Raw genomic sequence first — 25,478 nt, 5'->3', positions numbered from 1 at the left:
TGCGATACCTTGCAGCCGCTGTCTTTCCGGACAACCCCCCGTTCCGTCTTCGTTGGCCACCGCGCAAGTTCCGTCAGCCGTCGCGCACGATATCCCCACTATGCACCACGTCATCTCCCGGACATACGAGAGTTTGTATTGACATTTCGGGAAAAAAATTCCGGCGAGAGTCGCAAATCGAACGGACGACCTTTCCCTCGTCAGGCATAGTCGTCGTGCGGGCTGGGTTTGAAGCTCATCAAAATGGCTGATCATGGAAGCGGGTGGACTCCCGCGGCGCAACTCATGCGTCGCGAGAAATGACTTCGCTTGAGTAGAGGATAAGGCGCGTGAACGAAAGTGAAGCGAAAGTCGAAGTGAAAGCAGCAAATGGTTCAAATGGTTTCGGACTGTCCGCGTTCGGACTTCCGAACGTGAGTTGGCAGCCCTTGTTCGAGCAGCTTGCCGAGCAGCGAGCTGCTCGCACGCAGGAGGGTTGCGAGAAAATCAAGGCAGTTTCGCAGGAGGCGACGGAAGCGCTTCGCGAGACTTATTCGAACAGCGCCAGGACTGCGACCGACTACGGGCTCAAGGTCATCGAAATTTCGAATGCGAACGCCAGCTCCGCAATCGATTTCCTCGCTCGTGTCGCGAGCAGCAAGTCGATGACCGACGTTTTCACCACGTCGGCGGCGGAAGCGCGCAGGGCTTTTGATGCCGCCGCGGCGCAGAACAGGCAATTGTGGGAGCTTGCGCAGAGGCTTGCAACGCAATCGGGCGAGCCAATCAGACAGCACGTCGCCAAAGTTTTCCAAAAGGCCAGTTGAACCGTCCGCGGTTCGCAGAGGAGAGCAATCCGGCCGGTTGGAACAAGCCCCGCCACTCGCATGGACCCACACCATGCGTGATCAGACGATGGCAAGGTGCGTGATGCCCCCCAACCCAACGCACCGACACAAGAGGCGCAATCCAACCGGCTGGTTCCTGCTCCAACAATAATCAGGTCGATTCCGAGGAGGAGGAAGAGATGGGTATGCTCATGGTCAAATGCCCGCAAACCGGACGCGCGATCCCGACCGGCATCGCGACGGATCGCGAGCGCTTTCGGTGCAGCGCGGTGTTTTTCGCACGCACCCGTTGTCCGATCTGCTCCGTCGATCACGCCTGGTTCGCACAGGAAGCCTGGGTTGACGAGCCGAGCCTCCGTGCGCGCAGCGGCGCAGGTCTTTAGGCCTGATCATCGCACGCTGTCATCGACGATTGTGATAGGGGGCCTACCATGGCGAACAGGAACGTTTCCGGTGAAGTGTCCACGTTGCTGCTGCAGGCAAAGGATTTTCTTGACGAAGCGCGACGGCTGAAGCCGGGCCCCGCGCGCAATGAATTGCGCGAGGTGGCCAAGGTCCTGCACGAGCTTGGCAAGCTGGAGACGCAATCCAAATTTGCGTCTCATCAGGCGGACACGAGATAGTCGACGCCGGGAAATCCAGATCGAGTCCAGGCGCGCCGCGCGGCAACGCTCAAACGGCCTTGTCCGTGTCCGTTGCATTGGCCGGCACGGCCCAGGCGTGAGACCGGGGCGCGCTCGCCGAGAAGATCTCCGCGATCTGGCGACGCATGCTGGCGTGGCATTCGCACGCGGCGGCGGCGAGCCGCGGTCGATCAACCTCGATTTTGCCCCGTCGATCGGATCGGATCGCTCCGGACTCGCGCAGATTGCGCATCAGGAGCGTGACTGTGGTTCGTCGCACACCGAGCATCTGCGACAGCGCCTCCTGAGTGAGCGGGAGGATGTCGCTATCGGTGCAGTCGCGCAGTTGCAGCAGCCAGCGGGCCATCCGGGCTCCGACCGGATGCAGTGCATTGCAGGCCACGCCAAGTTGAAACTGCGTCAGTAACGAGGTGATGTGAACCTGGACCGCCTGCCGGATCGCGGGACTCCGGCTAAAGGCAGCATGAAATCGCGCTGCCGGAATCCGCGAGGCGGTTCCCGCCATACGAACGTTGGCGGTTATCACCGAAAGCGACGGTCCAAACACGGAGAGTATGCCGATTGCACCTTCGCGCCCGATTGACGCAGTGGCAACCGTCTGTCCGTTTGCCATCTCGATCATGAGCGAGATCGCGCCGCTATGAGGGAAGAAGACATGCTCCATCCGCTCGCCCGCTTGCGAGAGGATCACATCCTGGTTGAGCGCGACCTTCTCGAGCTCGGGCGCGAGCAGATCAAGGTCGGCTCGCGGCAATATTCTCAGAAGGCGGTTGTCCATTCCGTTAGGGATTGTCACTGCAAGTGACTCGCCATGAGGCTCCCGCCACACCTCCGAACGGTGTGGAACGGCGGCCCTAGCAAATTTTCGTATCGGCTCTCTCGACGGACGTCGGCTTCCAAGTCAGACAAAAACGCCTTCATCGCAACAAAACCAAAAGCTCAATTGTGCTCTCGCGAGTCCGATTTTCGGCTCGGAGCGATTCTGCAATCAACGTGTAAATATGTTGAAGCAGATAAGTCGTCAGAAACGAATTGCAAAACGCGAATGGGTAACACCGTAGGGAGGACCACCTGCGTGCGCGAACCAGGTTCCCTCATGTGCTTTAAATGTCACGCAACATCTGAAATTTGGGAAATGTGAGTGCACTTGCCGCAGGTTCCGCGACGTGCGCCCTGGCGTGACGCGCGACAGCGCAACGGAGCTCACGGGGCCGCCATACCTCGCCTCGATGGTCGTCCCGCGCGTGCGAGCCGTGACGGTCGGGATCATGACGCTTTGGCAGGGCGGGGGCGGGAACCGCCCCGTTAATCCCGTGCCTTAACCAACAATTAATTATAGGTTTGCGGGGGGCCGACGGCCCGGCCTAGCGTGCTGGTGGGGAGCTGCATCGCAGGCCAAACCAGTTGGTGCGTACCATGACGTATAGATCATATGGGGCGTTGCTCGCCTCGCTAAGCGCAGCCGCGCTGCTTCTTGCCACCAGCAACAGTTTTGCGAGATCGGGCGCCGCGCCCCATGGCGTGGTCGGAGCACCGGCCGCCGTCCATCCGCCGATCGCGCCGTCGGCGCGGTTCCATCGCCGAAATTCGTTTGTTTCCTGGCCGGGCGGCGGCGGCTTCTACTACGAGCCTTCCACGAGCGACTCCTATGCCCCCGAGATGGCCCAGCCGCCGGTCGCCAACGACGTCCGCTACACCTACACCTATGACGTGCCCTGGGACTGGGCTCACCGCTATCCGCCGAACGTCGTGCCGTCGGATCGGCCCTATGTGCCGAGCTGCCCGTCGGAGACCGTGACGGTGCCCGGCCGCGGCGGCGAGCAGACCGTCAACATCATGCGCTGCTACTGAGCGCGCTTCGGCTCAGAGAATGCCTTCGGCCGCGGCGCGATCGCGGTCCGACTGCTTCTGCCTGACGATCGCGAGCTCGTTGCTGCACGTGGCGAACTGCGACGTGCCCGGGCGGATCCCGAACTGACCGCAGACGTCGCGGTCCTCGTCCGCAATGATCTGCTCCAGTTGGGCCTGGGCGGCCTCGCGCATGGCGGGGCCGGAGATGAAGAGGGCGTGCAGCCCATAGGCGATCGCCACCGCCAGCAGCGCCACATAGGCGAGCGTCGGACGAGGTAGCGCGTTGGCTGTCGTGGGATTGGAACGGCCTTTGGTCCTGACGTCGGTCATCTGAGCTTCTCTGAAATCATTGAAATAAGAACGTGAAAAGAGTCGTCTTCGAATAGCCCGCAACATCGGCTATGCCGTCGATCAATATCGCTGCGCCGCTTTGGCCACACGGAACAGTTTGCGCAGATCGCGCTGGATCGGATTCGCTTGTCGCCAACCGGCGGTCGCGAGCCCCTTCACCCCAGCCAGATCGACGCGATCAGCTCGAGCACCAGGATCACGCCGAGGACCACGCCAGCAATGACGTAGCCCCGCCAGAAATCTGGCGTCTTGGCGTGGTTATCCTGAATCATGCCGCACAATGGGTAACCCCGCCTTGCAATCATTTTTGCCGATCCTGGCACGAAGGTCAGGCCGGTGATCAATCGAGCGGACCATAGCGCGAAACGGGCTGCCCGCGTGTGGAACAGATTGCGCAGATCGGATCGATGCAGGCCGGCAAAACGCTAGCCGAGCTCGAAGCTGGTTACGCCGAACAGACGGTCCAGCCGTAGCGGCGGGATGGCGCCCGTATACATGCGCGCCGTCTCGAAGGTCGGCGTAAGGCCAAAGCTTTCCGCCAGCGCAATCGCCTCGCGGTTGACGCCGGCGACGTCGAGAAAAACCTCGCCTCCACCTGCGCCGGCGAGCAGCGCCTGCATGATGACCTCCGCGCCGGCGCGGTCGTCGGCGACCAGCGGGCCGATCTTGTGACCGTGCCGGCAGGGGCGGATCACGCCCCATCCGGCGAGCTTGCCTTCGCGCAGCAGCGCGCGGCCGATATGGCCGGGCGCGCCGACCCAGGCGCGCAGGAAGGCGCTGCGCGGGGCGGGGAAGACGGTGGCGTCGTCCGCCTCCAGCAGCGCTGGCGGAATTTTGTCGAGCGCGATGATGCCGGCAGGCTGGGGCGGTGCCGCGATGGTGCCGCCATAGCGGATGTTGGCGTAGGCGAGCGCAAAGCCGGATTTTCTGTAATTGTCCTGCTGTGCGACGACGCCGTCGAGCCCGATCACGCGCGCGCCCGCATGCGCAATCGCCGCGTTCCAGATGCGCAAGCCGTAGCCGCGGCCGCGCAGCTCGCTGCGCACGATGTAGAAGCCGAGGAATGCGAAGCGATCATCGTAATTGACGCAGGAGACGGTGGCGACCGGTGTGCGGTCGATCTCGCCGATGAGAAAGCCTGAGGGGTCGACGACGGCGAAGCAGGCGGCATCCGAAAAACCCGGATTCCAGCCTTCGGCCGCCGCCCAGTTGGCGGCGAGCACGATGTCGTCGGCGCGCATGGTGCGGATTTGCAGATCACCCATGGTCAATCATCGTGTGCAGGGCCTCATGATCGGACTATACGTCCGGACGGGCGGCGCATAAACCTGTCGCCGAGTCTTGACAGCCAAGTCATGACAACAGCCGGGGATCAACATGGCAGCAGAGAAGGTCGCACTCGTCACCGCAGGCGGTAGCGGCATGGGGGCGGGCGCCGCACGGCGGCTTGCTGCCGACGGGTTTCGCGTCGCGATCCTGTCCTCCTCCGGCAAGGGTGAGGCGCTTGCGAACGAGCTCGGCGGGCTCGGCATCACCGGCTCGAACAAGTCCAACGACGACCTCAAGCGCCTGGTCGATGGCGCCATGGCGGAGTGGGGGCGCATCGACGTGCTCGTCAACAGCGCCGGCCACGGGCCGCGCGCGCCGATCGTCGAGATCACGGACGAGCAGTGGCACGCCGGCATGGACACCTATCTCTTGAACGTGATCCGCCCAACGCGGCTGGTCACGCCGATCATGCAGGCACAGAAGCAGGGTGCGATCATCAATATCTCGACCGCCTGGGCGTTCGAGCCGAGCGCGATGTTTCCGACCTCGGCGGTGTTCCGCGCCGGCCTTGCGGCCTTCACCAAGATCTTCACCGATACCTATGCCGCCGACAACATCCGCATGAACAACGTGCTGCCGGGCTGGATCGACAGTCTGCCGGCGACGGACGCGCGTCGCGACAGCGTGCCGATGCGGCGCTATGGCAAGGTCGAGGAGATCGCCGCGACGATCTCGTTCCTCGCCTCCGATGGCGCCGCCTACATCACCGGGCAGAACCTCCGCGTCGATGGCGGGCTGACGCGGTCGGTGTGAGGCTGCGGGCGCCTCGAGCCAATTCGAACTTGCCGGCGACGTCTGGCTTTGCGCGCCGGATTGTCGCCGCGGGCGTGGTGCGATTGGCGTGGGCGGCACTGGAATGTGCCGGATCGGCAACAGCCGTCGCGCAATGATCCCAAGAGTTCGCCGCAGTCCAAACGAAGTTCGCCGCAGAACAAGACGGCCGCACGCGCGGAGATTATTCCCGATCTTGCGCCGGACGCTTCCGGCCGGATGCTTTGGGACGCGACACCGCTCGCACGAAGAGCTGGAGATTGAAATGAAGAAAATTGCCCTGGCCCTTTCGCTGGCTCTGTTTGGAACCGCGTCCGCGTTCGCGGCGGATCTCGCGCCGAGCTACACCAAGGCACCTGCGATGGCGCCGGTCTACAACTGGACGGGCTTCTACATCGGCGGCAACGTCGGCGGGCAGTGGGGCAGTTCGGATCCGAGCACGACGACCCTATTCCCGGTGGCCACTTACTTCGCGGATTCGAGCGTGACCGCCATCGGCACCGTAGGCGCGCAGCATATCAACAGCTCCAGTGTGACCGGCGGCTTCACGGCCGGCTACAACTGGCAAGTCAACAATGCGGTGTTCGGCCTCGAAGGCGACATCAACTATTTCGGCTTCAAGGGCAGCGCGAGCGGCTCGGCGGTGTATCCTTGCTGCACATTTAGCAGCTTCACAGTCAACTCCTCGGTCTCGGCTGATTGGCTGGCTACCATCCGCGGCCGCGTCGGCTTCCTCGCCACGCCGAACTGGCTGATCTACGCCACCGGCGGCGCCGCGATCGCCGACGTGAAGGCCAATTTCACCTTCACCGATACGTTCGCGTCGGCGACCGAATCCGGCGCGATCCGTGACACGCGCGTCGGCTGGACCGCGGGCCTCGGTGGCGAATACGCGGTCGGCAACGGCTGGTCCTTGAAGGCCGAATATCTCTATGTCGATCTCGGTCGCGCCAGCATGACCAGCAACAATCTCACGGCGCCCTTCGGCGGCGCCGCCTTTCCGATGCCCGCCCAGACTTTCACCCATTCGGTCGATCTCAAGTCGAACATCGTCCGCGTCGGCGTGAACTACAAGTTCGGCGGCCCGGTCGTCGCCAGGTACTGAGCGTCCGCAGGAGCGGATCTGACGAAAGCCCGGCTCAGCCGGGGCTTTCTCTTTCCGGCGTCTCATCGCGATGCGACCAGCCGCGCCAGCGCCGGCAGGATCTTGTAGCGCGCGATCTCGTGCGGATATTCGCCGCGATTGGCGAGCAGGACGATGCCGAGCCTTCGTGTGGGCACGAGGCCGATATAGCCGGAGGTGTTGTTGAGTCCGCCCGGCTTGTCGAGCACCGTCACACCGTCGAGATGCACGGTCTCCCAAGCCATGGCCTGGCCGAATTTCTCGTCGACGGGGAAGCTCTCGTGCTGCGTCATCCGGATGGCCTCGCCCAGCTCGGGCTCGATCAACCTGCCGTCCGCGCAGGCCGCGACGAAGGTCGCGAGGTCGCGCGCGGACGAGAACATCTGGCCGGTGCCCGGAAAGTCGAAATAGCTCTGCTGATTGCCGGGCGCTCCGATCGGCGTGCCCTGATCCGAATAGCCCTGCACGGCGCGCGCCATCTGCGCATCACTCAACATCGCGCGATTGTCGGGCGTGCGCTCCGGCACGAATGTCGAGGTCATGCCGAGCGGCTTCAGGATTCGGTTTGCGATCAGCTCGCTGATCGGGACGCGATAGCGGCGCTCGAGCACGAGCAGCACGTAACCGGCATGGGTGTAGATGCGCTGCTTGCCGGGCTCGATGCCCTGCGGCGGCGTCCAGGCGTTGAGCATATCGAGGAACTCGCCGAGGCTGAACGACTCGTTCGGCCAGGGCGGATGATCCGTCGGCAGCAGCAGGCCGGATGTATGCGTGACGAGCTCGCCGATCGTGACACGGCGGATATAATTGCCGTCGAGTTCGGGCAGATACGCCGCCACGTGCTCGTCGAGCCGCAATTCGCCGCGGCGCACCCCGAGCGCGACCAGCGTCGCCTCAAAAGTCTTTCGCAAGGAGGCGAGGTTGAACAGCGTGTCCGATGTGACCGGACGCCTGGTGGCGTCGTCGGCGAAGCCGTAGTTGAAGAAGTCGACGTGACGGCCCGCATAGAGCGCGGCGGCGAGGCCGCCGGGATGATCCGGCGTCGCCGTCGGCGCGAGCTCTGTGGCCACGACGTCCCGCAACATCGGGATCATGTCGGAGTCCGCGTTGGCAGCGCGGGCGAAACCAAGTGCAAATGGCAGCAGCGCGGCCCTGGCAAGGAACCGCCGGCTGATGGCTGGGCGTGATGAGGGAGCAAGAGGATGCACGTAGTCTGATGATCAGTTCGATGCGCCCCCGTTTCACTCTTATCGGCAAATGTCGCGCATCCCAATTCACGATTGCGCGGGGACGGTTCCACCCGTCCACGGTGGCAAAGAAACTAAGCTAAGCGGCTAACAATCATTGACGGCGTTCGGCGCTCCATCTATAGTTAGCCGTATGGCTAACCAATTGTCCCGACTCGACCAGGTCTTCGGCGCGCTGTCCGACCCGACGCGCAGGGCGATCGTGATGCGGCTGTGCGCCGGCGAGGCGTCGGTCGGCGAGCTTGCCGATCCCTTTGCAATGGCGCTGCCGAGCTTCATGAAGCACATCCGCGTGCTCGAGGAGAGTGGCCTCGTCGTGTCCGAAAAGTTCGGACGCGTGCGCACCTGCCGGCTGCGGCCGGACGCGATGGCGGGCGCGGAGGATTGGCTCCAGCAGCAACGGGCGATCTGGGAAGCGCGCCTCGACCGCGTCGAGGCCTATGTGATGACGCTGAAGAAAGAGAAGGAGAGGGCAGCTGCCAAGCGGCCGTCCCGAACAACCAAACGGAAAGGTGCTGAGTGATGACGAGTTCTGCCAACCCCGCTCTGTCGCAATGGTCGCTCGATCGCGAGATCGTGCTGTCGCGTGTGATCGACGCGCCGCGCGAGCTGGTGTTCGAGGCGTGGTCCGACCCAAAGCATCTGCCGCAATGGTTCGGGCCGGCGGGCTTCAGGACCGAGACCAAGGAAATCGACGTCCGCGTCGGCGGGGTCTGGCGTTTCGACATGATCGGGCCTGACGGCACGGTCTATCCGAACCGCATGCGCTTCCTGCGCATCGACAAGCCGCGGCTGATCGAGGTCAATCACGGCGTCGACGAGGACGAGGACCCCGGCATGTTCCGCATGACAGTCACCTTCGATGCCCACGGCGACAAGACCGTGCTGACGCTGCGGCAACTGCACCCGACGGCCGCGCAGCGCGAGACCGTGATCGGCTTCGGTGCCGTCGAGCTCGGCTACCAGACGCTGGACAAGCTTGCCGCCCATGTCGAGGCGGCGAAGGGGTGAGTGCGGCTCACAAGCCGCCAGGCCGTCATTCCGGGTTCGATGCTCCGGGCCGCGCCTAGCGCGGTCCCGTCGCATCGCCCCGGAATGACGTCAGACCAAATACTTCGCGCCGCCGAAGTCTGCGAATCAGGGCCGTCACGCAGATTTTTGTCGCAACCGGCTGCCTTATTGTGACAGTATTGCTACCGCTTGATGTCAGTTCGATAAAAAGCGGAGCGGTCGATGCGGTTGATGTTGCAGGCGAGGTCAAATCCCCTGGCCTGGTGGTGGGGTTCCCTGACGTTGGTCAGCAACGTCAACATCCTCGTCTGGTTCATGCTGTATCGCGAATTCTACCAGGTCCCGACGGGCGGCTTCGGCGGCGTGTCGGGCATCGGGCTCATGCTGCTGCTCTGCGCCGGCTACGTGTTCGGCTGCGCATTCCGCTCGTTCCTGCCGCGCGCCGACGTGCAGCGCATCTGCTTGTTCGACACCTGGCTGTCGAGCGTATTCGTCGGCCGCTCGGTCGCAACCGTCGCTGAACTCTGCTTCGCCGCGCAATGGGCGATCATCCTCGCCCAGCTCGGCGGCATGGCGGGGGCGGAGACCACGGTGAATATCGCCTGGGTGATCGTGCCCGTGATCATCATCGCCGAATGCTTTTCCTGGTACGCGGTGCTGACCACCAACTACCTCTACAACGCCATCGAGAATTCGCTGTGGGCGGTGGTCTTCTTCCTGGTCGGGATAGCGCTGTGCCGGCTGCTGCCCGAATTCCAGGGGCCGGTGCGCTGGGGGCTCATTGCCGGCATCGTCGGGATCGCCTGCTATCTCGCTTTTCTCGTCACCGTCGACGTGCCGATGTATCTGAGCCGCTGGCGGGCAGGGCATCCCGAAGGCGGCAGGCTGCTCGGCCTGCTCGAAGGTCTTCATGACGTCGCCACCCGCTGGGTCGTGACGCATGACGTCGCGCATTGGAAGGGTGAGCTCGCCTGGATGGCGCTCTATTTCAGCGCGGCGGTATGGTCGAGCCTGGCGCTGTGCGCGGTCTATGCGATGGAAGGCTATCTGACGCGCTACCTCGTTTGAGCCAAAGCGCGTCAGGCCTCGCCGAGATCGACTTGGGTCAATATCCCCTGGCGTAGCGCGAGCCTGACGAGCTCGATATCCGACTCGACGCCGAGCTTGCCCTTGATCAGGGAGTGCAGGTTCGCGACCGTCTTGGGACTGACGTGGAGCGTCTCGGCGATCTCCTCGGTGGAGCGTTCGGCGAGCAGGAGCCTGAGCACCTCGAATTCGCGCGCCGTCAGGACGTCGGTCGCCGAGCTCTCGCCGGCGAGCCGGCTCAGCGCGAGCTCGTGGTCGATGTCGGGACTGATGGCGACCCGCCCCGCAAGCACGTCCATCACCGCGCGCACCAGCGTCTCCGGCGGGCTGGTCTTGGTGACGTAGCCCCTCGCGCCGGCGCGGATCGCCTGCACGGCGAAGCCCGCGTTCTGATGCATGGTGAAGACGAGGATTTTTGCGGCCTTGTCCCACTGCCTGATCCGCCGGATGGCCTCGAGGCCGCCGATGCCGGGCATGCTCAGATCCATGATGATCAGATCAGGCGTGCACTCCTTGAACAGCCGATAGGCTTCCGCGCCGTCCGAGGCCTCGGCGACGACGCGCAGTCCCGGCTGCTTCTGCAGGACGGAGCGATAGCCCTCGCGGACGACGGCGTGGTCGTCGACCAGCATGATGGCCCAGCCGGCCTCGCTCATGCCGCGTCCTCCAGAGCTTCCAGCTGCCCGTCGGCAGGGCTGACCGGAATCACGACGCGCAAGGCGGAGCCGCCGTCCGGCCCGGCCGTGAAGCTGAGCCGGCCGCGCATCGCCGCGACGCGCTCGCGCATGCCCAGCAGGCCCATGCCGGATTTGACGGCGGCATCGTTCGGCCGGCCGTCATCGTCGATGGCGAGCGCGATCTCGTTTGCGGCCATCGCCAGATGCAGGCTGACCTTCGTGGCGCCGGCGTGCTTGGCCGCATTGGTGAGCGCTTCCTGCACGATGCGGTAGAGATTGGCGCTGATGGAGGCGGCAGGTTCTCGAAGGCGCCCTCGAAGCGGATATCGAAGCGCGTCTGGCCGCGGCTACGGCCGTTCCACCCCGACACCAGGCCTTCGAGGCTCGCGATGAGGCCGAGCTCCTCGACATCGGGCGGCCGCAGGCGGAACAGCGCGCCGCGCAGCGTCTCCATCATGCCGGTCGCGGTCCGGGCAATGCTGTCGCATTCTCCCAGCAATGCGGGGCAGTCCTGCGCCGCGGTCTGGCGGGCGGATGCGGCGAGCGCGCGGATTGCGGCGAGCGACTGGCCGAACTCGTCGTGCAGCTCGCGCGCGAGATGGCGGCGCTCCTCGTCCTGGAGCGCGATCAGCCTGCGCGTCAGCTCGCTGCGTTCGGACAGCGCGCCGGCAAGACTCGCAGCCAGATGATTGAAGACGTCGCGGATCGCCGACAGCTCCGCGAGATCGAAGGGTGGCAGCCGCGCGGTAAGGTCATTGGCGGCAATCCGTTCGAGGCCGGCGCGAACGACCTGCGTCGGACGCAGCGCGCGCGCCAGCGCTGCGTAGACCAGGACGCACAACAGCGGCAGCGTGATCGCAAGCACGGTCATCAGGCGGCCGGCCTCGTGCCAGGCCTCCGCGGTCTGCACGGCCGGATCGAACCAGACCACGGCGTCGCCGAGCTTCGCTCCGCGCGCGATCACGGGCCGTGCCGCTTCGCGGCCGGGGTCGAACAGGCCGCGATAGAAGGCCGCGAACGCCTGCGGCGGCACGCTCGCCGGGTTCGGCGCGCCGCTACAGAAACGTTGCAGCATCTCGCCGTTCGCGCCACGGAATGCGAGACACAGGCCGGGCGTCATCACGAAGGCCGCGACGGGATCAAGGTTCGGAAAGTCCGAGCGCGGGCTGTTCACCCACTGGACTTTGCCCTGTTGCAGCTCCAGCGTCTTCGCCACGATGGCGGCGATACCGTCGATACGCGCATGCACCGCGCGGTCGGCCGTGATGAGGAAGTAGGCGGAGATCGCGGCGAAGCAGGCGGCCGATACGGCGGCCACGCGCAACGTCAGACGGACCTTGAGATCGAACCTCGGGCGGTTCCACATCGGCGGGCACCTGGCGCGGACGGTATTGTCCCGTCCGCATTAAACGGCAGAACACAAGCGGCGGAAAGCGCCCGCTGCCGTCCCGAAGCACAGTCGTGAAATTTTCCCGGCACTCGCCGGGACGGGCACGGCTGCGCGGCCCGAGGCTGCCGGCCTAGATTTGCGGGTCCGCTCCAGCACACGAGGCCAGCGCATGCACCTCTCCCGGTTGATCCTCTCTGCTTTTCTTCTCGCTGTCCTGCTGGATGTCCGACCGGCCAGTGCGGGCACCGAGGCGGCCACGGCAGCGCCGGTCGGCGTGACAATCGAGGATTTCAGCTATCTCGACACGTCCGGCGAGCCGGTCGACCAGACCGCCGCTCACGAGAAGCGGCTCAACGCGTTCATGGTCGCGCTGCGGCGGGATGTCGAGGCGGACAAGCGCTATCGGCTCACGCCCGCCGGGCAGGCCGATGCAAAATTCAGGATCGTCGGTGGCGTCCAGAAGACGAGCACGCTGGTGCAGTGGGCGAGGGCGGCCGTGATCGATATCGGTGCCAAAAAGGTCCTGTTCGAGAAGCTCTACACTTTCCGCGGCGACAGTGACGAAGCCTGGGATCGCGCCGAGGCGTTCGTCTCCCGCGAGGTGATTGAAGCGCTCGCGCGGCCTGTGCCGGTCGCGCTTGCGGTGTTCGCTTTCGAGCTCGAGGACACCACGGCCGCACCCTCGGCGGGCGTTAGCGAGTCCGATACCGCGCATCTGGTCGAGGTCACGAACGGCGTGCGCGATCGCCTCGCGCAATCCGGCCGCTACCGCCTGGTCGACGTCAGCGGCGCGAGCGGGGAAGCGGTTGCGCGCCATGCGCTGCGCGACTGCGGCGGCTGCGATGCAGAAATTGCCGGGAAGCTCGGGGCGGACCAGTCGCTGATCGGCGTGGTACGGCGGGTCAGCCGCACCGAATATACGATCGGATTCCAGGTCCGTGACGTCAGGACCGGCCAGGTCGTCGCGCGCGGCGACAGCGGCTTGCGCATGGGCGCCGACTATTCCTGGGATCGCGGCGCCGTGCGGCTGGTCAGCGATCGCCTGATCGAGGGCCAGTAGGCGACCGGCGCCTCAGAACGTCAACTGCACCTTCATCGACTGAGACCGGTCGCTGGCGAGCTCGAAGGCGGCGACCGCGTTCTCGAACGGCAGCGAGGCCGAGATCAGTGGCTTCACGTCGATCAGCCCTTCGCCCATCAGCCGCACCGCAAGCTCGAACTCCGGATCGAAGCGGAAGGTGCCGCGGAGCTGCAACTCCTTGGCGACGATGGAATTGATCGGCAGCGTCATCTCGCCGCCGAGGCCGAGCTGCACGATGGTCGCGCCGGGGCGCAGCAAGTCGAGCGCGGTGCGCAGCGCCGCCTGGTTGCCGGACGCTTCGAACAGCGTGTCGAACACGCCCTTGCCGGCGCGCCAGGGATCCAGTGCCGCGGCGTTGTTCGCGACGTTGATGGCATGGGTCGCGCCGAGCTTCCTGGCGACTGCCAGCGGCGCGTCGGCCACGTCAGTCACCACGATCTCGGCGGCTCCGCCAAAGCGCGACACCAGGATCATCAGCGCGCCGATCGGGCCGCAGCCGGTGACCAGCACGCGCTTGCCGAGGAGGGGACCGGCCTGCTTGCCGGCATGCAGGCACACCGCGAGCGGCTCGGCCATCGCGGCTTCCGCGAGCGACAGTTTTTCGGCGATCGGCACGGCCTGCGCTGCGTCGACCGTGACGTATTCACGAAAGCCGCCCTGGACGTGGGGATTGCGCATTGCGCTGCCCATGAAGCGCATGTCGAGGCACTGGTTGCGCATGCCCTCCTGGCAATGCAGGCACTGGCCGCACGGCTTGCTGGGATTGACCGCGACACGCGTGCCCGGCTTCACACGCAAGACGCCTTCACCGACCGCGGCAACGACGCCGGCGATCTCGTGCCCGAGCGCCATCGGCTGCTGGATGCGTACGGTGCCGAAGCCGCCATGGTGATAATAGTGCAGGTCGGAGCCGCAGATGCCGCCATTGGCGATCTTCACACGGACTTCACCTGGGCCGGGCGCGGGATCGGCAAAGCTGTCGATCCGCAGATCCTTCGGCGCGTGGATGACGACGGCACGCATGGGCTCACTCCTTCAGTTCGTTCAGTGGTGGGGCGCGATCACATCGCGGCGATCATGCCGCCATCGACATAGATGATCTGACCGTTGACATAAGTCGAGGCGTCGGAAGCAAGGAAAACCGCGGCGCCCACCAGCTCGTCAGGCTTGCCCCAGCGCTTCGACGGGATACGCCCCATCAGCCAGTTGTTGAAATCGGCGTTGTTGACCAGCGCCTCATTCATGTCGGTCAGCATGTAGCCCGGGCCGATCGCGTTGGCCTGGATGCCATGCTGGGCCCATTCCACGGCCATCGAGCGGGTGAGATTCTTGATGCCGCCCTTGGCCGCGGTGTAGGGCGCGATGGTCGGCCGCGCCAGCTCGCTGCCGAGCGATCCGATGTTGATGATCTTGCCGCGCTTGCGCGGAATCATCCGCTTGGCGGCTTCGCGGCCGATCACGAAGGCGCTGGTCAGGTCCGTCTCGATCACCTTGCGCCATTCGTCGGTGGTGAACTCGACCAGCGGCTTGCGGTGCTGGATGCCGGCATTGTTGACGAGGATGTCGACCGCGAGCCCTTGGCGGTCGAAGCGCTCGAAGCTGGCTACGATTGCGGGTTCATCGGTGACGTTGAAGGCGGCGCCTTCGGCCTCGTGACCGGCGGCGCGAAACTCGGCGACCGCCTGCTCGACCCGCTTGGGATCGACGCCGTTGATGATCATCTTCGCGCCGGCTTTCGCCATGCCCTCGGCGATGGCGCGGCCGAGCCCGCGGGAGGAGCCGGTGACGAGCGCGGTCCGGCCGGAGAGATCGAACAAAGTGGTGCTCATCCAGGAATCCTCAAACGTTGGAGCGGCGCACGGTGAGATCGGACCGGTCGTATACCGCAGGCAGGAGGTCGACGCCAAGGCCGGGACCTTCCATCGGGAAGACGTAGCCATCCTTGATCACGGGCATCGTGGTGACGAGCTCATTGTACCAGCCTTTGTAGAAGGCGCGCACTGATTCCTGGATCAGCGTGTTGGGCTGGCTGAACGACATGTGGATCGCGGCGATGAAGCCGACCGGGCCGATGCAATCATGCGGTGCAAAGGGGCGGTGATAGGTCTCCGCCATCGCGGCGATCTTGCGGCCTTCGGTGAGGCCGCCGGTCCAGCACAAATCCGCCATCACCACATGCATGGCGTCGCGGTCGAGCATGTCCTTGTAGGGGAAGCGCGAGCCGAGCGTCTCGCTGGCGCAGACCCAGACGTCGGTCGAGCGCGCATATTCGGCGAGCGCCTGCGGCGAGTTCATGCGGATCGGGTCTTCATACCAGGTCGGCTTGTACGGCTCGATCGCGCGGGCGATCTGTTTTGCGGTCGGCAGGTTCCAGAGCGAATGGAGCTCGACCATGATCTCCATCTTGTCGCCGACGGCTTTGCGGATCTTCTCGAACGGCTCGATCGCCCGCTTCATCTGGGCTGCGGTGATGAAGAGGCCGTTGTTCTCCTGCGCGGCCGGGTCGAACGGCCAGATCTTCATGGCCGAGATGCCGCTTTCCAAGAGGTTTTCGGCCAGCGCGTCGGCGCGGTTCATGAAGGCGTCGAGGTCTTCATAGGGGCTTTGCACCTCGCCGAGATTCCAGTTCGAGACCGGGCGTATGTTGGTGGAGCGGACATATTTGGTGCCGGCGCAGGTGTTGTAGATGCGCTGCTTGTCGCGGCAGAGGCCGCCGAGCATCTGGTGCACGGGCTGGCCGCAGACCTTGCCGAAGAGGTCCCAGAGCGCGATGTCGATCGCGGAGGCCGCGCGATATTCGACGCCGGTCGAGGACTGCGCCATCGGCAGATTGAGCATGTCCCGATGGATCGCCTCGATGTGGAGGGGATTGCGGCCGAGCAGGCGGCCGGCAAAGGTGTCGTGGATCTGCGCTTCGACGGCGCCTGCGCCGTAAAAGGTCTCACCTAAGCCGATCACGCCGGCATCGGTGTGGACGCGCACCCAGATCACATTGGCGAATTCCTCGGTGCGCAGCGTCTCGATCGACGTGATCTTCACGGCAGCATCCTCCCGTTGAGAGCGCGGCGAGCGCCCGTCTTGTTGCCGCAGTCATACGCCCGCTTGTAATATATCACAACATGTTTTATACATGTCACAAGCAAGACGCGATCCGGCCCGGGAACGAGGCGGGGTCGATGGGGAGGACAACATGGTGCGGCGCAAACGCCCGCTTGAGCTGGTCAATGCGGCAAGTGAAGGCGCGATCGGCCGGCGCAACCGCGTCAATTTCGTCGAGCTCGCCTATCAGAAGATCGAGGATCTGCTGGTCAATTGCGAGCTGAGGCCGGGTCAGTTCCTGACCATGCTGGAGTTGCAGCACATCACGGGATTCGGCCGCACGCCGGTGCACCACGCCGTCAACACGCTTGCCGGCGACACGCTGATCATCATCCGCCCGCGCCATGGCCTTCAGGTCGCGCCGATTGATCTCGCCCGCGAGCGCATGCTGTTGGGCCTCCGCCGCGACATGGAACGCTTCGTGATCCGGCTCGCAGCCGATCGCGCCAGCCTTTCCCACCGCAACCAGGCCCTGCATATCGAGCGCGTGCTGCGCGAGCGCCGGGCCAAGCTGACGCTCGACGAGTTCAACAGCATCGACCGCCGGATCGATGCGCTGATCCTGGAGGCCGGCGGCGAGCCGTTTCTCGCGCATACGATGCGGCCGCTGCACACGCTGTATCGCCGCATCGGCTTCATCCATCACCGCCACATGCCGGGGCAGACCGACTTGTCCGGCACCATCGATCGCCATCTCGACATCTTGAACGCCGTCGCCAATCGCCGCGTTGAAGCGGCGGTCGAGGCCAGCGACGCGCTGATCGACTTCATGAATGCGATGTTCGTCGGGATGGAGGTGGGGATTGATCCGCGCCTGCTCGATTGCAGCATCGAGCCGCTGCTCGGCACGTAAGAAATCTCAGGGAGAACCAGAACATGTCAACGATGGCCGTGCCACAGGAGACCGCGAGCGAGGCCGCGGTCCGCTACCTCATCACCAACTACAGCCCCAAGGGCAACAAGGTCGGCTGGCTGATGATGGCCTCGATCCTGGTCGAGGCCTGGGATCTCTATTCGATCGCCTTCGTGCTGATCTTCATCCGCGAGCAGTACAACCCCGATCCTCTGATGCTCGGTCTTGCCGCGGCCGGCACGCAGGGCGGCGCCCTGATCGGCGCGCTGCTCGGCGGCTGGCTCTCCGACAAGATCGGCCGCCGCGTGATGTTCCTGATCACGATGGTCATGTTCATCGTGCTGGCGCTGGCGCAGGCCTTCGTGCCCAGCGTCGGCTGGCTCGTCGTGGTCCGCTTCCTGCTCGGCGTGCCGCTCGGCTCCGACATCTCGACCGGCTACACCTACATCATGGAATCCATGGCCAAGGGCGAGCGCGAGGTCATGGGCAACCGCTGGCAGTTCATGTTCGCGGTCGGTGAAGTCCTCACCATCGGCGTCATCGTGATCTTCCTGCTGATCGACATGCAGCACGAGATGCTGTGGCGCGTGACGCTCGGCCTCGGCGCAGTGCCCGCGCTGATCATCCTGATCATGCGGCACGACGTGCCGGAGACGGCGGTCTGGCTGGTGCAGAAGGGGCGTTTCCGCGAGGCCAAGCAGGTCGCGCGCGAGATGTTCAACGACGATCTCGACATGCTGCCGAACCAGGACGTGGTGGTACCGAAGGTCCGCACCAGCGCCTTCCTCGCCGACCTCAGGAAGGATCCGATCCGCTGGCGCGCCACGATCTATGGCTGGATCGCCTGGTTCGCGCAAGGAAGCGAGTTCTCGACCTTCGCGTTCTACCTGCCCGTGCTGTTCGTGATGGTTGGCGTGTCGTCCATCCTCGGCAACAATCTGGTGACGATGGCGCTGTTCTGCTTCGCCGGACTCTCGGGCTGGGTCGGGCCGCTGCTGACGCCGAAGCTCGGCCATCGCGGCATCGCGATCGCCGGCTTCTCCATCGTCCTGGCCTCGCTGCTGGTCGCGGCCTTCGCGCTGTACACCGACAACAAGATCCTGCTGCCGTTCGCAGCGGCGGCCATGCTCTGGGGCCATTACTGGGACGCCTCGAACTGCATGACGATCCCGACCATGGTCGCCAAGCCGAAGTATCGCGGCACCGCGAGCGGCTTCGCCTACATGTTCGTGAAGCTGCCGTCGTTCCTGGCGATCTTCCTGTTCCCCGCGCTGTTCTCGGCGATCGGGCAGGCGAACGCCACGTTGTTCGTCGCGATCTTCCCGCTGATCGGCCTGTTGGCTGCGATCTTCATCCTGCCGGAGGTCTACGGCTACGACAACGACTGACGGATCTGAGTAAACGAGGCGGCGGGCAAGGCGCCTCGTTCGACCTCACGGCGGTGCCGTCAGGCGGCGCGCACCGAACTCAGGAAGCGACCGACCTCGAGCTTGAGGCGGTTGCTATCCGAGGCCAGCGATTGAGCGGCCGAGAGAACCTGCGACGACGCCGAACCGGTTTCGGCGGCGCCGCGTTGCACGGAGCCGATATTGGTGGACACCTCGTGGGTACCTTGGGCCGCCTGCTGCACGTTGCGAGAGATTTCCTGCGTTGCCGCGCCCTGTTCCTCCACGGCAGCCGCAATGGCCGACGATACTTCGGACAGCCTTTCGATCGTCCCGGAGATTTCCTTGATCGACGCGACCGAGTCCTGGGTCGCGGCCTGGATGCCCGAAATCTGCTGGCTGATCTCGTCGGTCGCTTTCGCGGTCTGCTCGGCGAGGGCCTTCACCTCGGAGGCAACCACGGCAAAGCCGCGACCCGCCTCGCCGGCGCGTGCGGCTTCGATGGTCGCGTTCAGTGCAAGCAGATTAGTCTGGCTGGCGATGGTATTGATCAGCTCGACCACGTCGCTGATCCGCGTTGCCGCCTTCGATAGTTCGCTCACGCGTTCAGTGGTCGCGCGCGCCTGACCGACGGCGTCGCCGGCCATGCGTGCAGATTCCTGCACCTGGCGGCTGATTTCGCCGACCGACGAGGACAGCTCCTCGGTCGCCGAAGCGACCGATTGCACGTTCGCGGAGGCCTGTTCCGAAGCTGCCGCAACGGTGGTCGCAAGCTGCTGGGAGTGACCGGCACTCGTCGTCAGCGTGCCGGCGGAGGCTTCCAGCTCGGTGGATGCGGACGACACGGTGTCGACAATCTCGCCGACGGCGGTCTCGAAACTGTTCGCAAGCTGAACCATGTCCGCCTTGCGTTGCGTGGCGGCGCGTGCCTCGGATTCCTTTGCTTCCGCTTCCATGCGCAATTTGGCGAGGCCATTTTCCTTGAATGCCAGGGCTGTCTTGGCAACTTCACCGACCTCGTCGTTGCGGTCGCTACTGTGGATGTCGATGTCGTAGCGGCCGGCCGCCAGCTGCTGAAGCAGGGCGACAATGGAGCGAATCGGCCCGGCGATGCCGAACTGGCCGATCAGGAAGCCGACCAGAGTCCCGGCCAGCACGCTCGTGACCGAGATCACGATCAGCGTCCGCGACGTCGAGGCATATTCGTCCGAGGTCTTCCGGGAGAACTCCTGGACCCTCTCATCGAGCCGGTCCGCCACGGCCGTGATGTCGGCCGACAGCTTCTCCGCCGCAGCGCGGCTCGTCATGACGGTTTCGCGGAGTTTCTCGGCGGTTTCCGTAATCTTCTGTGACGCGGCCGCGTCGGTTGCAGCCATCGACTGCTTCATCGTCTGTTCGTAGGCGGACAGCGATTGTTGCACGCCGGGCAGCATCGCCTGGACCTTGCTGTCGGTCGTCTTGCTGACCGAGTCCATCAGCTCGTGAAACTGCGCGAGTTGCTCTTCGAGGACCTTTCTGGCGGCGCTTCGGTTCTCGCCGGTCGGGTCAAGCGCGCCGCGGAATTCGGCACGGTTCATCGCGATCACCCGCTGGCGGGCGCGCGCTGCTTGGAGGGAGCGCGTGGCGGCTACTGCCATTTTCTCGGCGTTTTCGTTCTGCGCCGAGAGTGCCGTGATGGCGACGTATGACAGTGCCGCCATCGTCGCGGCGAGCAGGAGGACAATGGCGAGAATTTTAGGCAAGATACGAAAACGGCCGAGAAAATGCATGCTTCTTCCGTCTATGCGATTGGTTGGAATGTTGATCAGCGTCCACCCCAGGCCGTAGTCGCTGAGCTGTGCGAACTTTTGTCGCAGTCCGGTCCATAATTGGTTAAGATGGAACACCGGAAGTCTACTAGTTTCCCAGGCGAAACCGAGGGTGGCGCTGACGACGGGCGCAGGCCGTGATCGCTCGCCGCGATCGATGCGGCAATGGGAGCGACGGTCAGGTTGTTGAGGGCGCTGATGGCTCCGCTCGGGCGAGCCGCCGTGTCTTGCGTCGATGATGGCATTGTGCCCCTGATTTGCCCGACGTGTCAAATGAAGTTCGGAAAATTCGTATGACGTAACGCGGACAGTCGTCGGCTACTTTGCATGGGGTTGTTTTCGATGTTTTTGTTGAGGCCTCGTGCCGAGCCTCATCTCGTCATGCCTCGGGGCTGCGAGAACGACTGACCACGTTCACCTGATCGCGGCCGCGAGCGCCGCAATCAGGGCGGGCGGCGTGACGAGCAGACCGAGCTTCAGGAATGGCCAGGCGCCGACCTCGATCTTCTCGCGGCGCAGTGCCACCAGCCACAGGATGGTGGCCAGCGAGCCGGTGATCGAGAAATTCGGTCCCAGGTCGACGCCGATCAGGATGGCGCTGACGACTGACGTGGGCAGGTGATCGCTGGCCACGATTGATCCGGCGACCAGCCCGACCGGCAGGTTGTTGGCGATGTTGGTGGCGATCGCAGTCGCGATCCCGACGCTCCAGGCGGCCTTGGGCACGGACTGTTCGACAGCCTCATGCAGCAGCGCGCTGAGATGGCCGATCACGCCGGTCTTGATCAGCGCTTCCACCATGACGAAAAGCCCGCCGACCAGCGGTAGCACGCTCCATGACACATGCTTGAGCACCGGCACGGGCGACTGGCGGCTGAGCAGGAGGACGAGGCCGGTCGTCACCGCGCCGCAGATGAAGGTGGGCAGGCCGAGCGGCTTGTCAAGCGCGGAAGCCGTGATCAGCACGACGCCGATCGCGGCAATGCCGATGGCGGTCAGCTTGCCGCCGCGGCTGAGCACCTTGTGCGGCACGCGGCGCTCGATGATCTCCTCCTTCAGCGCGCGATGCTGGGTGAGGCGAAGAACGACGTAAGTGAGCACGATCGAGGCGAGCGAGGGCAGCGCGAACAGGCGGAGCCATTCGGTCAGATGCGGCATGTGCGCGCCGAACACCACGAGATTGGCGGGGTTCGAGATCGGCAGCACGAAGCTCGCGGCGTTGGCAATGAAGGCGCAGACGAACAGATAAGGCAGCGGCGCCGCGCCGGCAGCCCGTGTTGCCGCGTAGACCGCCGGGGTCAACACGATCGCGGTCGCGTCGTTCGACAGGAACACTGTCACCAGCGTGCCGACGAGGTAGATCAGCAGAAACAGGCGCTGCGGCGAGCCCCGGGCATATTCGACGGCGAGGGCCGCGAGATAGTCGAACAGGCCTTCGAGCCGGGCGAGCTCGGCGATCAGCATCATGCCGATCAGGAACAGATAGACGTCGATGCCCTTTTCGAGGCCGGTCAGCGCGTCATCCCGGCTCAGGAAGCCGAACAGCACCAGCGCCGCGGCGCCTGCCACCGCCCAGATCGCCTCGGGCAGGCGAAACGGGCGGATGATGACGCCTGCCGTCGCGGCGACGATGATGCTCCAGGCCCAAAAGGCGTCATGCGGCGCGATCGGCAATATCTGTCTCCTCGTCGCGCCTGACTATCCGCTCCGTCCGCGAGTCCTCAAGCTCAGAGCTTCACCGCCAGCAGCACCGCGCCGGCGCCGATCATGGCAATGCCGATCCAGCCCTGCGCGGTCGGACGCTCGCCGAGAAAGGCGAAGGCGAACAGCGCCACCAGCACGACGCTGAGCTTGTCGATCGGCGCGACCAGCGTCGCCGGCCCGAGCTTCAGCGCGCGGAAATAGCACAGCCAGGATGCCCCGGTGGCCAGCCCCGACAGGATCAGGAACAGCCAGGTCTTTGACGAGACTGCCGAGGGTACCGCGAATTGGCCGGTGAGGAACAACAGTACTGAGAAAGCCAGCAGCACCACGATGGTGCGGATGAAGGTTGCAAGATCCGGGTTGATGTTCTCGACGCCGACCTTTGCGAAGATCGCAGTCAGCGCGGCAAAGCTGGCGGAGAGCAACGCCCAGGTCTGCCAGGCGGAGAGGAGGGCGGGTTTCATGTCATGCTGCCTGATGCGTTGCTTTTCACTTGTGGTGATGAGGGGCACAGCGGCCAAACACTCCACTGTCGTCCCGGCGAAGGCCGGGACCCATACCGCGGAATGTTTCTTGGGGCACACTGGTCGTCGTTCTTCGCCAAACACAATCCTGTGGTTATGGGTCCCGGCCGTCGCCGGGACGACATTGTGTTTTGTGGCCTCCGCTCACCTCGCCATCGGGACCTTTTCCGCCATCGCCTTGCGCAGGATGCGCGAGAGGGACTCGACCGAATACGGCTTCTGGATCAGCTCGAAGCCGCGATGGGCGCTTTCGGCGAGCACGTTGCTGTAGCCGGAGGTGAGCACCACCGGCAGGCCCGGATAGCGCTCGCGGATCACGCCGGCGAGCTCGACGCCGTTCATGCCCGGCATGATGACGTCGGAGAACACGAGATCGACGGCGAATTCGTTCTCGCCGAGGATCGCCAGCGCGGCGTTGGCGTTGGCGACACGGCGCACGACATAGCCGAGGTCTTCGAGCAGTTCGGTGGAGAAGCGCCCGACGTCGTCATTGTCCTCGACCACCAGCACGCGATAGCCGCGCCCCGTGGCGGCAGGCTCGCTCATCAGCGATGCTGCTGCCGTGGCCAGGTTGGGGCTCGGTGCCTGCGGCAGATAGATCGTGAAGGTCGCGCCGTGTCCGACGTTGCTCTCGACCGCGATGTCGCCCTCGGACTGCTTGGCGAAGCCGAAGGCCTGGCTGAGGCCGAGCCCGGTGCCCTTGCCGACCTCCTTGGTGGTGAAGAACGGCTCGAAGATCGCCTCGAGATTTTCCGGCGCGATACCCGAGCCGGTGTCGTGGACCGAGATCGCGACGAAATCGCCGCTGCGCGCGGATTGTGTGCGCAAGGCAGGGATGCCCTTGAGCTTGCGGACCGCGATGGTCAGGCGTCCCTCGTCCTTCATCGCATCGCGTGCGTTGATGGCAAGGTTGATCAGCGCGGTCTCGAACTGCGCGATGTCGGCGATGGTGAAGCAGTCGAGATCGTGCACGTCGACCGCGATCTCGATGCGGCCGCCGACCAGCGGTCGTACCAGTTGCGCCACGCTTTCGACCTGCGTACCGACGTTGAAGATCTGCGGCTTCAAGGGCTGTCGCCGCGCAAAGGCGAGCAGCTGCGCCGTCAGGTTCGAGGCGCGCTCGACCGTCTCGGAGATCGCATCGACATAGCGTCGCCGCCGTTCCTCCGGCAGCTCGCGCCGGCGCAAGAAGTCGGTCGCCGAGCGGATGATGGTGAGGAGATTGTTGAAATCATGCGCGACGCCGCCGGTGAGCTGGCCGATCGCCTCCATCTTCTGCGACTGGCGCAGCGCCTCCTCGCCGCGGCGGCGCTCGGTGATGTCGACGGCTTCGGGCACGGCGCCGGAGATCTTGCCGTGCTGGTCGAGCAGGGGGCGGATGCTGAAATCGAACCAGCGCTCGCCGATGGGGAGGCGGAGCAGCATCTCCATCCGCACCGCTTCGCCCGTCAGGACCGTATCGAAGGCGTTGCGGACCATCGTCGACATGCCCTCGGTCGCGGTGAACCACGGCGTGTCCCAGAACGGCTTTCCGATGACGTCTCGTGGCGCGGCGCGGATGCCGGCGAGCGCCGTAGTGTTGGCGTAGAGCACCTCGCCTTCGAGGTTGAGCAGGCCCTGGTATTGGTTGCTGGTTTCCAGGATCGCCCGCAGCCGGGCCTCGTTGGCTTCGAGCTGTGAGGTGCGCTCCGTGATGCGCTCTTCCAGCGTTTCGTTGAGTTGCCTGAGCTCGATCTCGGCCTGCTTGGCGGCGGTGATGTCGTGGGCGACGCCGATGAAGCCGATATGCTTGCCGTTGGGGTCCCAGCGCGGCTGCGATTCCGAGCGCAGCCAGCGCCACTGGCCGTCGGCGCGCCTGTAGCGGGCTTCCAGCACGAAGGGCTTTAACGAGGCTTCGCCCTGCACGGATTGCTGCAGCACCTGCGGAAGGTCGTCCGGGTGCAGCACCTTGCGCCAGTCGAAATCGATCGCCTCCTCGAAGGGCAGGCCGAGGAAGTCGACATAGGCCTGGTTGGCGAAGGAGCGCTTGCGGTCGAGCTTGGTGACCCAGATCGGCACCGGCGCACTATCGGCGATCAGGCGGAAGCGTTCCTCGCTTTCCCGCAACGTCGCCTGCGCCAGCATCTGGTCGGTGACGTCGAGGTCTGCGCCGACCAGCCGTACCGCGCGGCCGCCCGCATCGCGCTCGATCTTGCCGACGACACGGATCCAGCGCACCTCGCCGTCGCTGGGGCGATTGATGCGGTAGGTGTCGGAGTAATCTTCGCCCCCGCTCTTGAGTATGCCGAAGAGGTGCTGGATTGTCCGCTCGCGGTCCTCCGGATGGATGCGGCCGACCCAGTCTTCGTAGGTCTCGCTGGCCGCCTCCGGCGGCAGGCCGTGGATCAGGAGATATTCGGGGGTGCGGCGGTTCCTGACGCCGCCGCGGAAATCGATCTCCAGGCCGCCGACGCCGGCAATACGCTGGATGCGCGCAAGCTCGGCCTCACGCTCCTGCAAGGCGCGATAGGCGTTGTCGCGCTCGCGGGCGATCTCCTCCAGATGCTGGCGCAGCCTTTCGGCGGCGATGGTCTCGGGTAAAGGATCGTTCAAGGCGTCGGCCGCTGTGATGCACGTGCCCGAGCAATACTCACACAGACCGGGCGCGATGGCTACCCATTGCAACGATCGGACGGTGGAGAATGATGTCGGGGAAGTGTGGACGGCGGACCAACGTC

General features: G+C 64.8%; 25 protein-coding genes and 1 pseudogene. 12 read left to right on the top strand and 14 right to left on the bottom strand.

All coding sequences use genetic code 11. From position 1 onward, the window contains the following. The first annotated feature begins 329 nt into the window (after positions 1–329). The 3 genes from NLM33_RS09695 to NLM33_RS09685 all read left to right on the top strand — a co-directional run bounded on the left by NLM33_RS09695 (position 330) and on the right by NLM33_RS09685 (position 1,450). Positions 330–806, top strand: coding sequence for a phasin family protein (locus NLM33_RS09695; protein ID WP_254095846.1), 477 nt, complete (start codon positions 330–332; stop codon positions 804–806). A gap of 200 nt (positions 807–1,006) precedes the next feature. Next, a complete protein-coding gene (locus tag NLM33_RS09690) occupies positions 1,007–1,210 on the top strand; it encodes a hypothetical protein (RefSeq protein ID WP_254095845.1) in 204 nt (67 codons plus the stop codon). A 48-nt stretch (positions 1,211–1,258) separates the two neighbouring features. Further along, a complete protein-coding gene (locus tag NLM33_RS09685) occupies positions 1,259–1,450 on the top strand; it encodes a hypothetical protein (RefSeq protein ID WP_254095844.1) in 192 nt (63 codons plus the stop codon). Between the two features lie 49 nt (positions 1,451–1,499). Here NLM33_RS09685 and NLM33_RS09680 read toward each other — a convergent pair whose 3' ends face one another. Then, positions 1,500–2,249 carry a Crp/Fnr family transcriptional regulator gene (locus NLM33_RS09680; RefSeq protein WP_254105708.1) on the bottom strand — a complete coding sequence of 250 codons (750 nt, stop codon included), beginning with the start codon at positions 2,247–2,249 and terminating at the stop codon, positions 1,500–1,502. Positions 2,250–2,887: 638 nt separating this feature from the next. On the opposite strand from NLM33_RS09680, the gene NLM33_RS09675 reads away from it, so the two are divergent. Further along, positions 2,888–3,322 (top strand): hypothetical protein, encoded by a 435-nt coding sequence (locus tag NLM33_RS09675; RefSeq protein WP_254095843.1) that lies wholly within the window; start codon positions 2,888–2,890, stop codon positions 3,320–3,322. 12 nt (positions 3,323–3,334) lie between these two features. Here NLM33_RS09675 and NLM33_RS09670 read toward each other — a convergent pair whose 3' ends face one another. The 3 genes from NLM33_RS09670 to NLM33_RS09660 form a co-directional block, all read right to left on the bottom strand. Then, positions 3,335–3,652, bottom strand: coding sequence for a hypothetical protein (locus NLM33_RS09670; RefSeq protein WP_254095842.1), 318 nt, complete (start codon positions 3,650–3,652; stop codon positions 3,335–3,337). 176 nt (positions 3,653–3,828) lie between these two features. Next, complete coding sequence (locus NLM33_RS09665) at positions 3,829–4,017, bottom strand: hypothetical protein (protein WP_254095841.1); 189 nt, start codon at positions 4,015–4,017, stop codon at positions 3,829–3,831. Between the two features lie 81 nt (positions 4,018–4,098). After that, entirely contained in the window at positions 4,099–4,938 is an 840-nt protein-coding gene (locus tag NLM33_RS09660; protein WP_254095840.1) for a GNAT family N-acetyltransferase, read from the bottom strand. A 112-nt stretch (positions 4,939–5,050) separates the two neighbouring features. Between NLM33_RS09660 and NLM33_RS09655 the strand changes: the two genes are divergently transcribed. Next, positions 5,051–5,755: an SDR family oxidoreductase gene (locus NLM33_RS09655; RefSeq protein WP_254095839.1), complete on the top strand. Its 705-nt coding sequence runs from the start codon at positions 5,051–5,053 to the stop codon at positions 5,753–5,755. A 283-nt stretch (positions 5,756–6,038) separates the two neighbouring features. After that, positions 6,039–6,878, top strand: a complete 840-nt coding sequence (locus NLM33_RS09650; protein ID WP_254095838.1) for an outer membrane protein — start codon at positions 6,039–6,041, stop codon at positions 6,876–6,878. Between the two features lie 62 nt (positions 6,879–6,940). Here NLM33_RS09650 and NLM33_RS09645 read toward each other — a convergent pair whose 3' ends face one another. Then, positions 6,941–7,990: a serine hydrolase gene (locus NLM33_RS09645; protein WP_254095837.1), complete on the bottom strand. Its 1,050-nt coding sequence runs from the start codon at positions 7,988–7,990 to the stop codon at positions 6,941–6,943. Between the two features lie 286 nt (positions 7,991–8,276). Here NLM33_RS09645 and NLM33_RS09640 point away from each other — a divergent pair, with 286 nt between their 5' ends. From NLM33_RS09640 to NLM33_RS09630, 3 genes are all read left to right on the top strand, one after another. Beyond that, the gene (locus tag NLM33_RS09640; RefSeq protein WP_254095836.1) at positions 8,277–8,666 is read left to right on the top strand and encodes a helix-turn-helix transcriptional regulator; all 390 of its coding nucleotides are present in this window, start codon (positions 8,277–8,279) and stop codon (positions 8,664–8,666) included. Beyond that, positions 8,666–9,154, top strand: a complete 489-nt coding sequence (locus NLM33_RS09635) for an SRPBCC family protein (RefSeq protein ID WP_254095835.1) — start codon at positions 8,666–8,668, stop codon at positions 9,152–9,154. The genes NLM33_RS09640 and NLM33_RS09635 overlap by 1 nt, the downstream gene beginning before the upstream one ends. 222 nt (positions 9,155–9,376) lie before the next feature. Next, on the top strand, positions 9,377–10,222 hold the full coding sequence (locus NLM33_RS09630; RefSeq protein ID WP_254095834.1) for a hypothetical protein: 846 nt from the start codon (positions 9,377–9,379) through the stop codon (positions 10,220–10,222). An 11-nt stretch (positions 10,223–10,233) separates the two neighbouring features. On the opposite strand, the gene NLM33_RS09625 is transcribed toward NLM33_RS09630, so the two are convergent. Next, positions 10,234–10,896, bottom strand: coding sequence for a response regulator transcription factor (locus tag NLM33_RS09625; protein ID WP_254095833.1), 663 nt, complete (start codon positions 10,894–10,896; stop codon positions 10,234–10,236). Further along, a pseudogene (locus tag NLM33_RS09620) lies at positions 10,893–12,283 on the bottom strand (histidine kinase). The gene NLM33_RS09625 and the pseudogene NLM33_RS09620 overlap by 4 nt, the downstream one beginning before the upstream one ends. A gap of 193 nt (positions 12,284–12,476) precedes the next feature. Between NLM33_RS09620 and NLM33_RS09615 the strand changes: the two are divergent. Then, positions 12,477–13,367 carry a DUF3280 domain-containing protein gene (locus tag NLM33_RS09615; protein ID WP_254095832.1) on the top strand — a complete coding sequence of 297 codons (891 nt, stop codon included), beginning with the start codon at positions 12,477–12,479 and terminating at the stop codon, positions 13,365–13,367. Between the two features lie 12 nt (positions 13,368–13,379). Here the strand turns inward: NLM33_RS09615 and NLM33_RS09610 are convergent, their stop codons facing one another. Genes NLM33_RS09610 through NLM33_RS09600 form a run of 3 tightly spaced genes read right to left on the bottom strand, consistent with a single transcriptional unit; the run spans position 13,380 to position 16,427 of the window. Further along, positions 13,380–14,411 carry an L-idonate 5-dehydrogenase gene (locus NLM33_RS09610; RefSeq protein ID WP_254095831.1) on the bottom strand — a complete coding sequence of 344 codons (1,032 nt, stop codon included), beginning with the start codon at positions 14,409–14,411 and terminating at the stop codon, positions 13,380–13,382. 38 nt (positions 14,412–14,449) lie between these two features. After that, on the bottom strand, positions 14,450–15,217 hold the full coding sequence (locus NLM33_RS09605) for an SDR family oxidoreductase (protein WP_254095830.1): 768 nt from the start codon (positions 15,215–15,217) through the stop codon (positions 14,450–14,452). Positions 15,218–15,227: 10 nt separating this feature from the next. Continuing rightward, entirely contained in the window at positions 15,228–16,427 is a 1,200-nt protein-coding gene (locus NLM33_RS09600) for a mandelate racemase/muconate lactonizing enzyme family protein (RefSeq protein WP_254095829.1), read from the bottom strand. 151 nt (positions 16,428–16,578) lie between these two features. Between NLM33_RS09600 and NLM33_RS09595 the strand changes: the two genes are divergently transcribed. Both NLM33_RS09595 and NLM33_RS09590 read left to right on the top strand, forming a co-directional pair. Continuing rightward, on the top strand, positions 16,579–17,340 hold the full coding sequence (locus NLM33_RS09595; RefSeq protein ID WP_254095828.1) for a GntR family transcriptional regulator: 762 nt from the start codon (positions 16,579–16,581) through the stop codon (positions 17,338–17,340). Positions 17,341–17,363: 23 nt separating this feature from the next. Then, positions 17,364–18,728, top strand: coding sequence for an MFS transporter (locus tag NLM33_RS09590; protein WP_254095827.1), 1,365 nt, complete (start codon positions 17,364–17,366; stop codon positions 18,726–18,728). Between the two features lie 59 nt (positions 18,729–18,787). Here NLM33_RS09590 and NLM33_RS09585 read toward each other — a convergent pair whose 3' ends face one another. From NLM33_RS09585 to NLM33_RS09570, 4 genes are all read right to left on the bottom strand, one after another. Then, positions 18,788–20,494 carry a methyl-accepting chemotaxis protein gene (locus NLM33_RS09585; protein WP_254095826.1) on the bottom strand — a complete coding sequence of 569 codons (1,707 nt, stop codon included), beginning with the start codon at positions 20,492–20,494 and terminating at the stop codon, positions 18,788–18,790. Positions 20,495–20,947: 453 nt separating this feature from the next. Beyond that, positions 20,948–22,207, bottom strand: a complete 1,260-nt coding sequence (locus NLM33_RS09580) for an arsenic transporter (RefSeq protein WP_254095825.1) — start codon at positions 22,205–22,207, stop codon at positions 20,948–20,950. A 53-nt stretch (positions 22,208–22,260) separates the two neighbouring features. After that, the gene (locus NLM33_RS09575) at positions 22,261–22,701 is read right to left on the bottom strand and encodes an EamA family transporter (RefSeq protein WP_254095824.1); all 441 of its coding nucleotides are present in this window, start codon (positions 22,699–22,701) and stop codon (positions 22,261–22,263) included. Between the two features lie 204 nt (positions 22,702–22,905). Then, on the bottom strand, positions 22,906–25,371 hold the full coding sequence (locus NLM33_RS09570; protein WP_254105705.1) for a PAS domain S-box protein: 2,466 nt from the start codon (positions 25,369–25,371) through the stop codon (positions 22,906–22,908). Positions 25,372–25,478 lie beyond the last annotated feature (107 nt).

This window comes from Bradyrhizobium sp. CCGUVB1N3 (assembly GCF_024199925.1).
Lineage (GTDB): Bacteria > Pseudomonadota > Alphaproteobacteria > Rhizobiales > Xanthobacteraceae > Bradyrhizobium.
The sequence above is the reverse complement of the archived record's forward strand: the minus strand, read 5'-3'. Positions and strand labels throughout refer to the sequence as shown.

Excerpts from the sequence above, each read along its gene's own strand:
- NLM33_RS09585 (WP_254095826.1), bottom strand. The coding sequence starts at position 20,494 with ATGCATTTTCTCGGCCGTTTTCGTATCTTGCCTAAAATTCTCGCCATT.
- NLM33_RS09655 (WP_254095839.1), top strand. The coding sequence starts at position 5,051 with ATGGCAGCAGAGAAGGTCGCACTCGTCACCGCAGGCGGTAGCGGCATG.
- NLM33_RS09685 (WP_254095844.1), top strand. The coding sequence starts at position 1,259 with ATGGCGAACAGGAACGTTTCCGGTGAAGTGTCCACGTTGCTGCTGCAG.
- NLM33_RS09650 (WP_254095838.1), top strand. The coding sequence starts at position 6,039 with ATGAAGAAAATTGCCCTGGCCCTTTCGCTGGCTCTGTTTGGAACCGCG.
- NLM33_RS09635 (WP_254095835.1), top strand. The coding sequence starts at position 8,666 with ATGACGAGTTCTGCCAACCCCGCTCTGTCGCAATGGTCGCTCGATCGC.
- NLM33_RS09625 (WP_254095833.1), bottom strand. The coding sequence starts at position 10,896 with ATGAGCGAGGCCGGCTGGGCCATCATGCTGGTCGACGACCACGCCGTC.
- NLM33_RS09595 (WP_254095828.1), top strand. The coding sequence starts at position 16,579 with ATGGTGCGGCGCAAACGCCCGCTTGAGCTGGTCAATGCGGCAAGTGAA.
- NLM33_RS09630 (WP_254095834.1), top strand. The coding sequence starts at position 9,377 with ATGCGGTTGATGTTGCAGGCGAGGTCAAATCCCCTGGCCTGGTGGTGG.
- NLM33_RS09615 (WP_254095832.1), top strand. The coding sequence starts at position 12,477 with ATGCACCTCTCCCGGTTGATCCTCTCTGCTTTTCTTCTCGCTGTCCTG.
- NLM33_RS09690 (WP_254095845.1), top strand. The coding sequence starts at position 1,007 with ATGGGTATGCTCATGGTCAAATGCCCGCAAACCGGACGCGCGATCCCG.
- NLM33_RS09640 (WP_254095836.1), top strand. The coding sequence starts at position 8,277 with ATGGCTAACCAATTGTCCCGACTCGACCAGGTCTTCGGCGCGCTGTCC.
- NLM33_RS09610 (WP_254095831.1), bottom strand. The coding sequence starts at position 14,411 with ATGCGTGCCGTCGTCATCCACGCGCCGAAGGATCTGCGGATCGACAGC.
- NLM33_RS09645 (WP_254095837.1), bottom strand. The coding sequence starts at position 7,990 with ATGATCCCGATGTTGCGGGACGTCGTGGCCACAGAGCTCGCGCCGACG.
- NLM33_RS09675 (WP_254095843.1), top strand. The coding sequence starts at position 2,888 with ATGACGTATAGATCATATGGGGCGTTGCTCGCCTCGCTAAGCGCAGCC.
- NLM33_RS09680 (WP_254105708.1), bottom strand. The coding sequence starts at position 2,249 with ATGGACAACCGCCTTCTGAGAATATTGCCGCGAGCCGACCTTGATCTG.
- NLM33_RS09590 (WP_254095827.1), top strand. The coding sequence starts at position 17,364 with ATGTCAACGATGGCCGTGCCACAGGAGACCGCGAGCGAGGCCGCGGTC.
- NLM33_RS09575 (WP_254095824.1), bottom strand. The coding sequence starts at position 22,701 with ATGAAACCCGCCCTCCTCTCCGCCTGGCAGACCTGGGCGTTGCTCTCC.
- NLM33_RS09605 (WP_254095830.1), bottom strand. The coding sequence starts at position 15,217 with ATGAGCACCACTTTGTTCGATCTCTCCGGCCGGACCGCGCTCGTCACC.
- NLM33_RS09670 (WP_254095842.1), bottom strand. The coding sequence starts at position 3,652 with ATGACCGACGTCAGGACCAAAGGCCGTTCCAATCCCACGACAGCCAAC.
- NLM33_RS09660 (WP_254095840.1), bottom strand. The coding sequence starts at position 4,938 with ATGGGTGATCTGCAAATCCGCACCATGCGCGCCGACGACATCGTGCTC.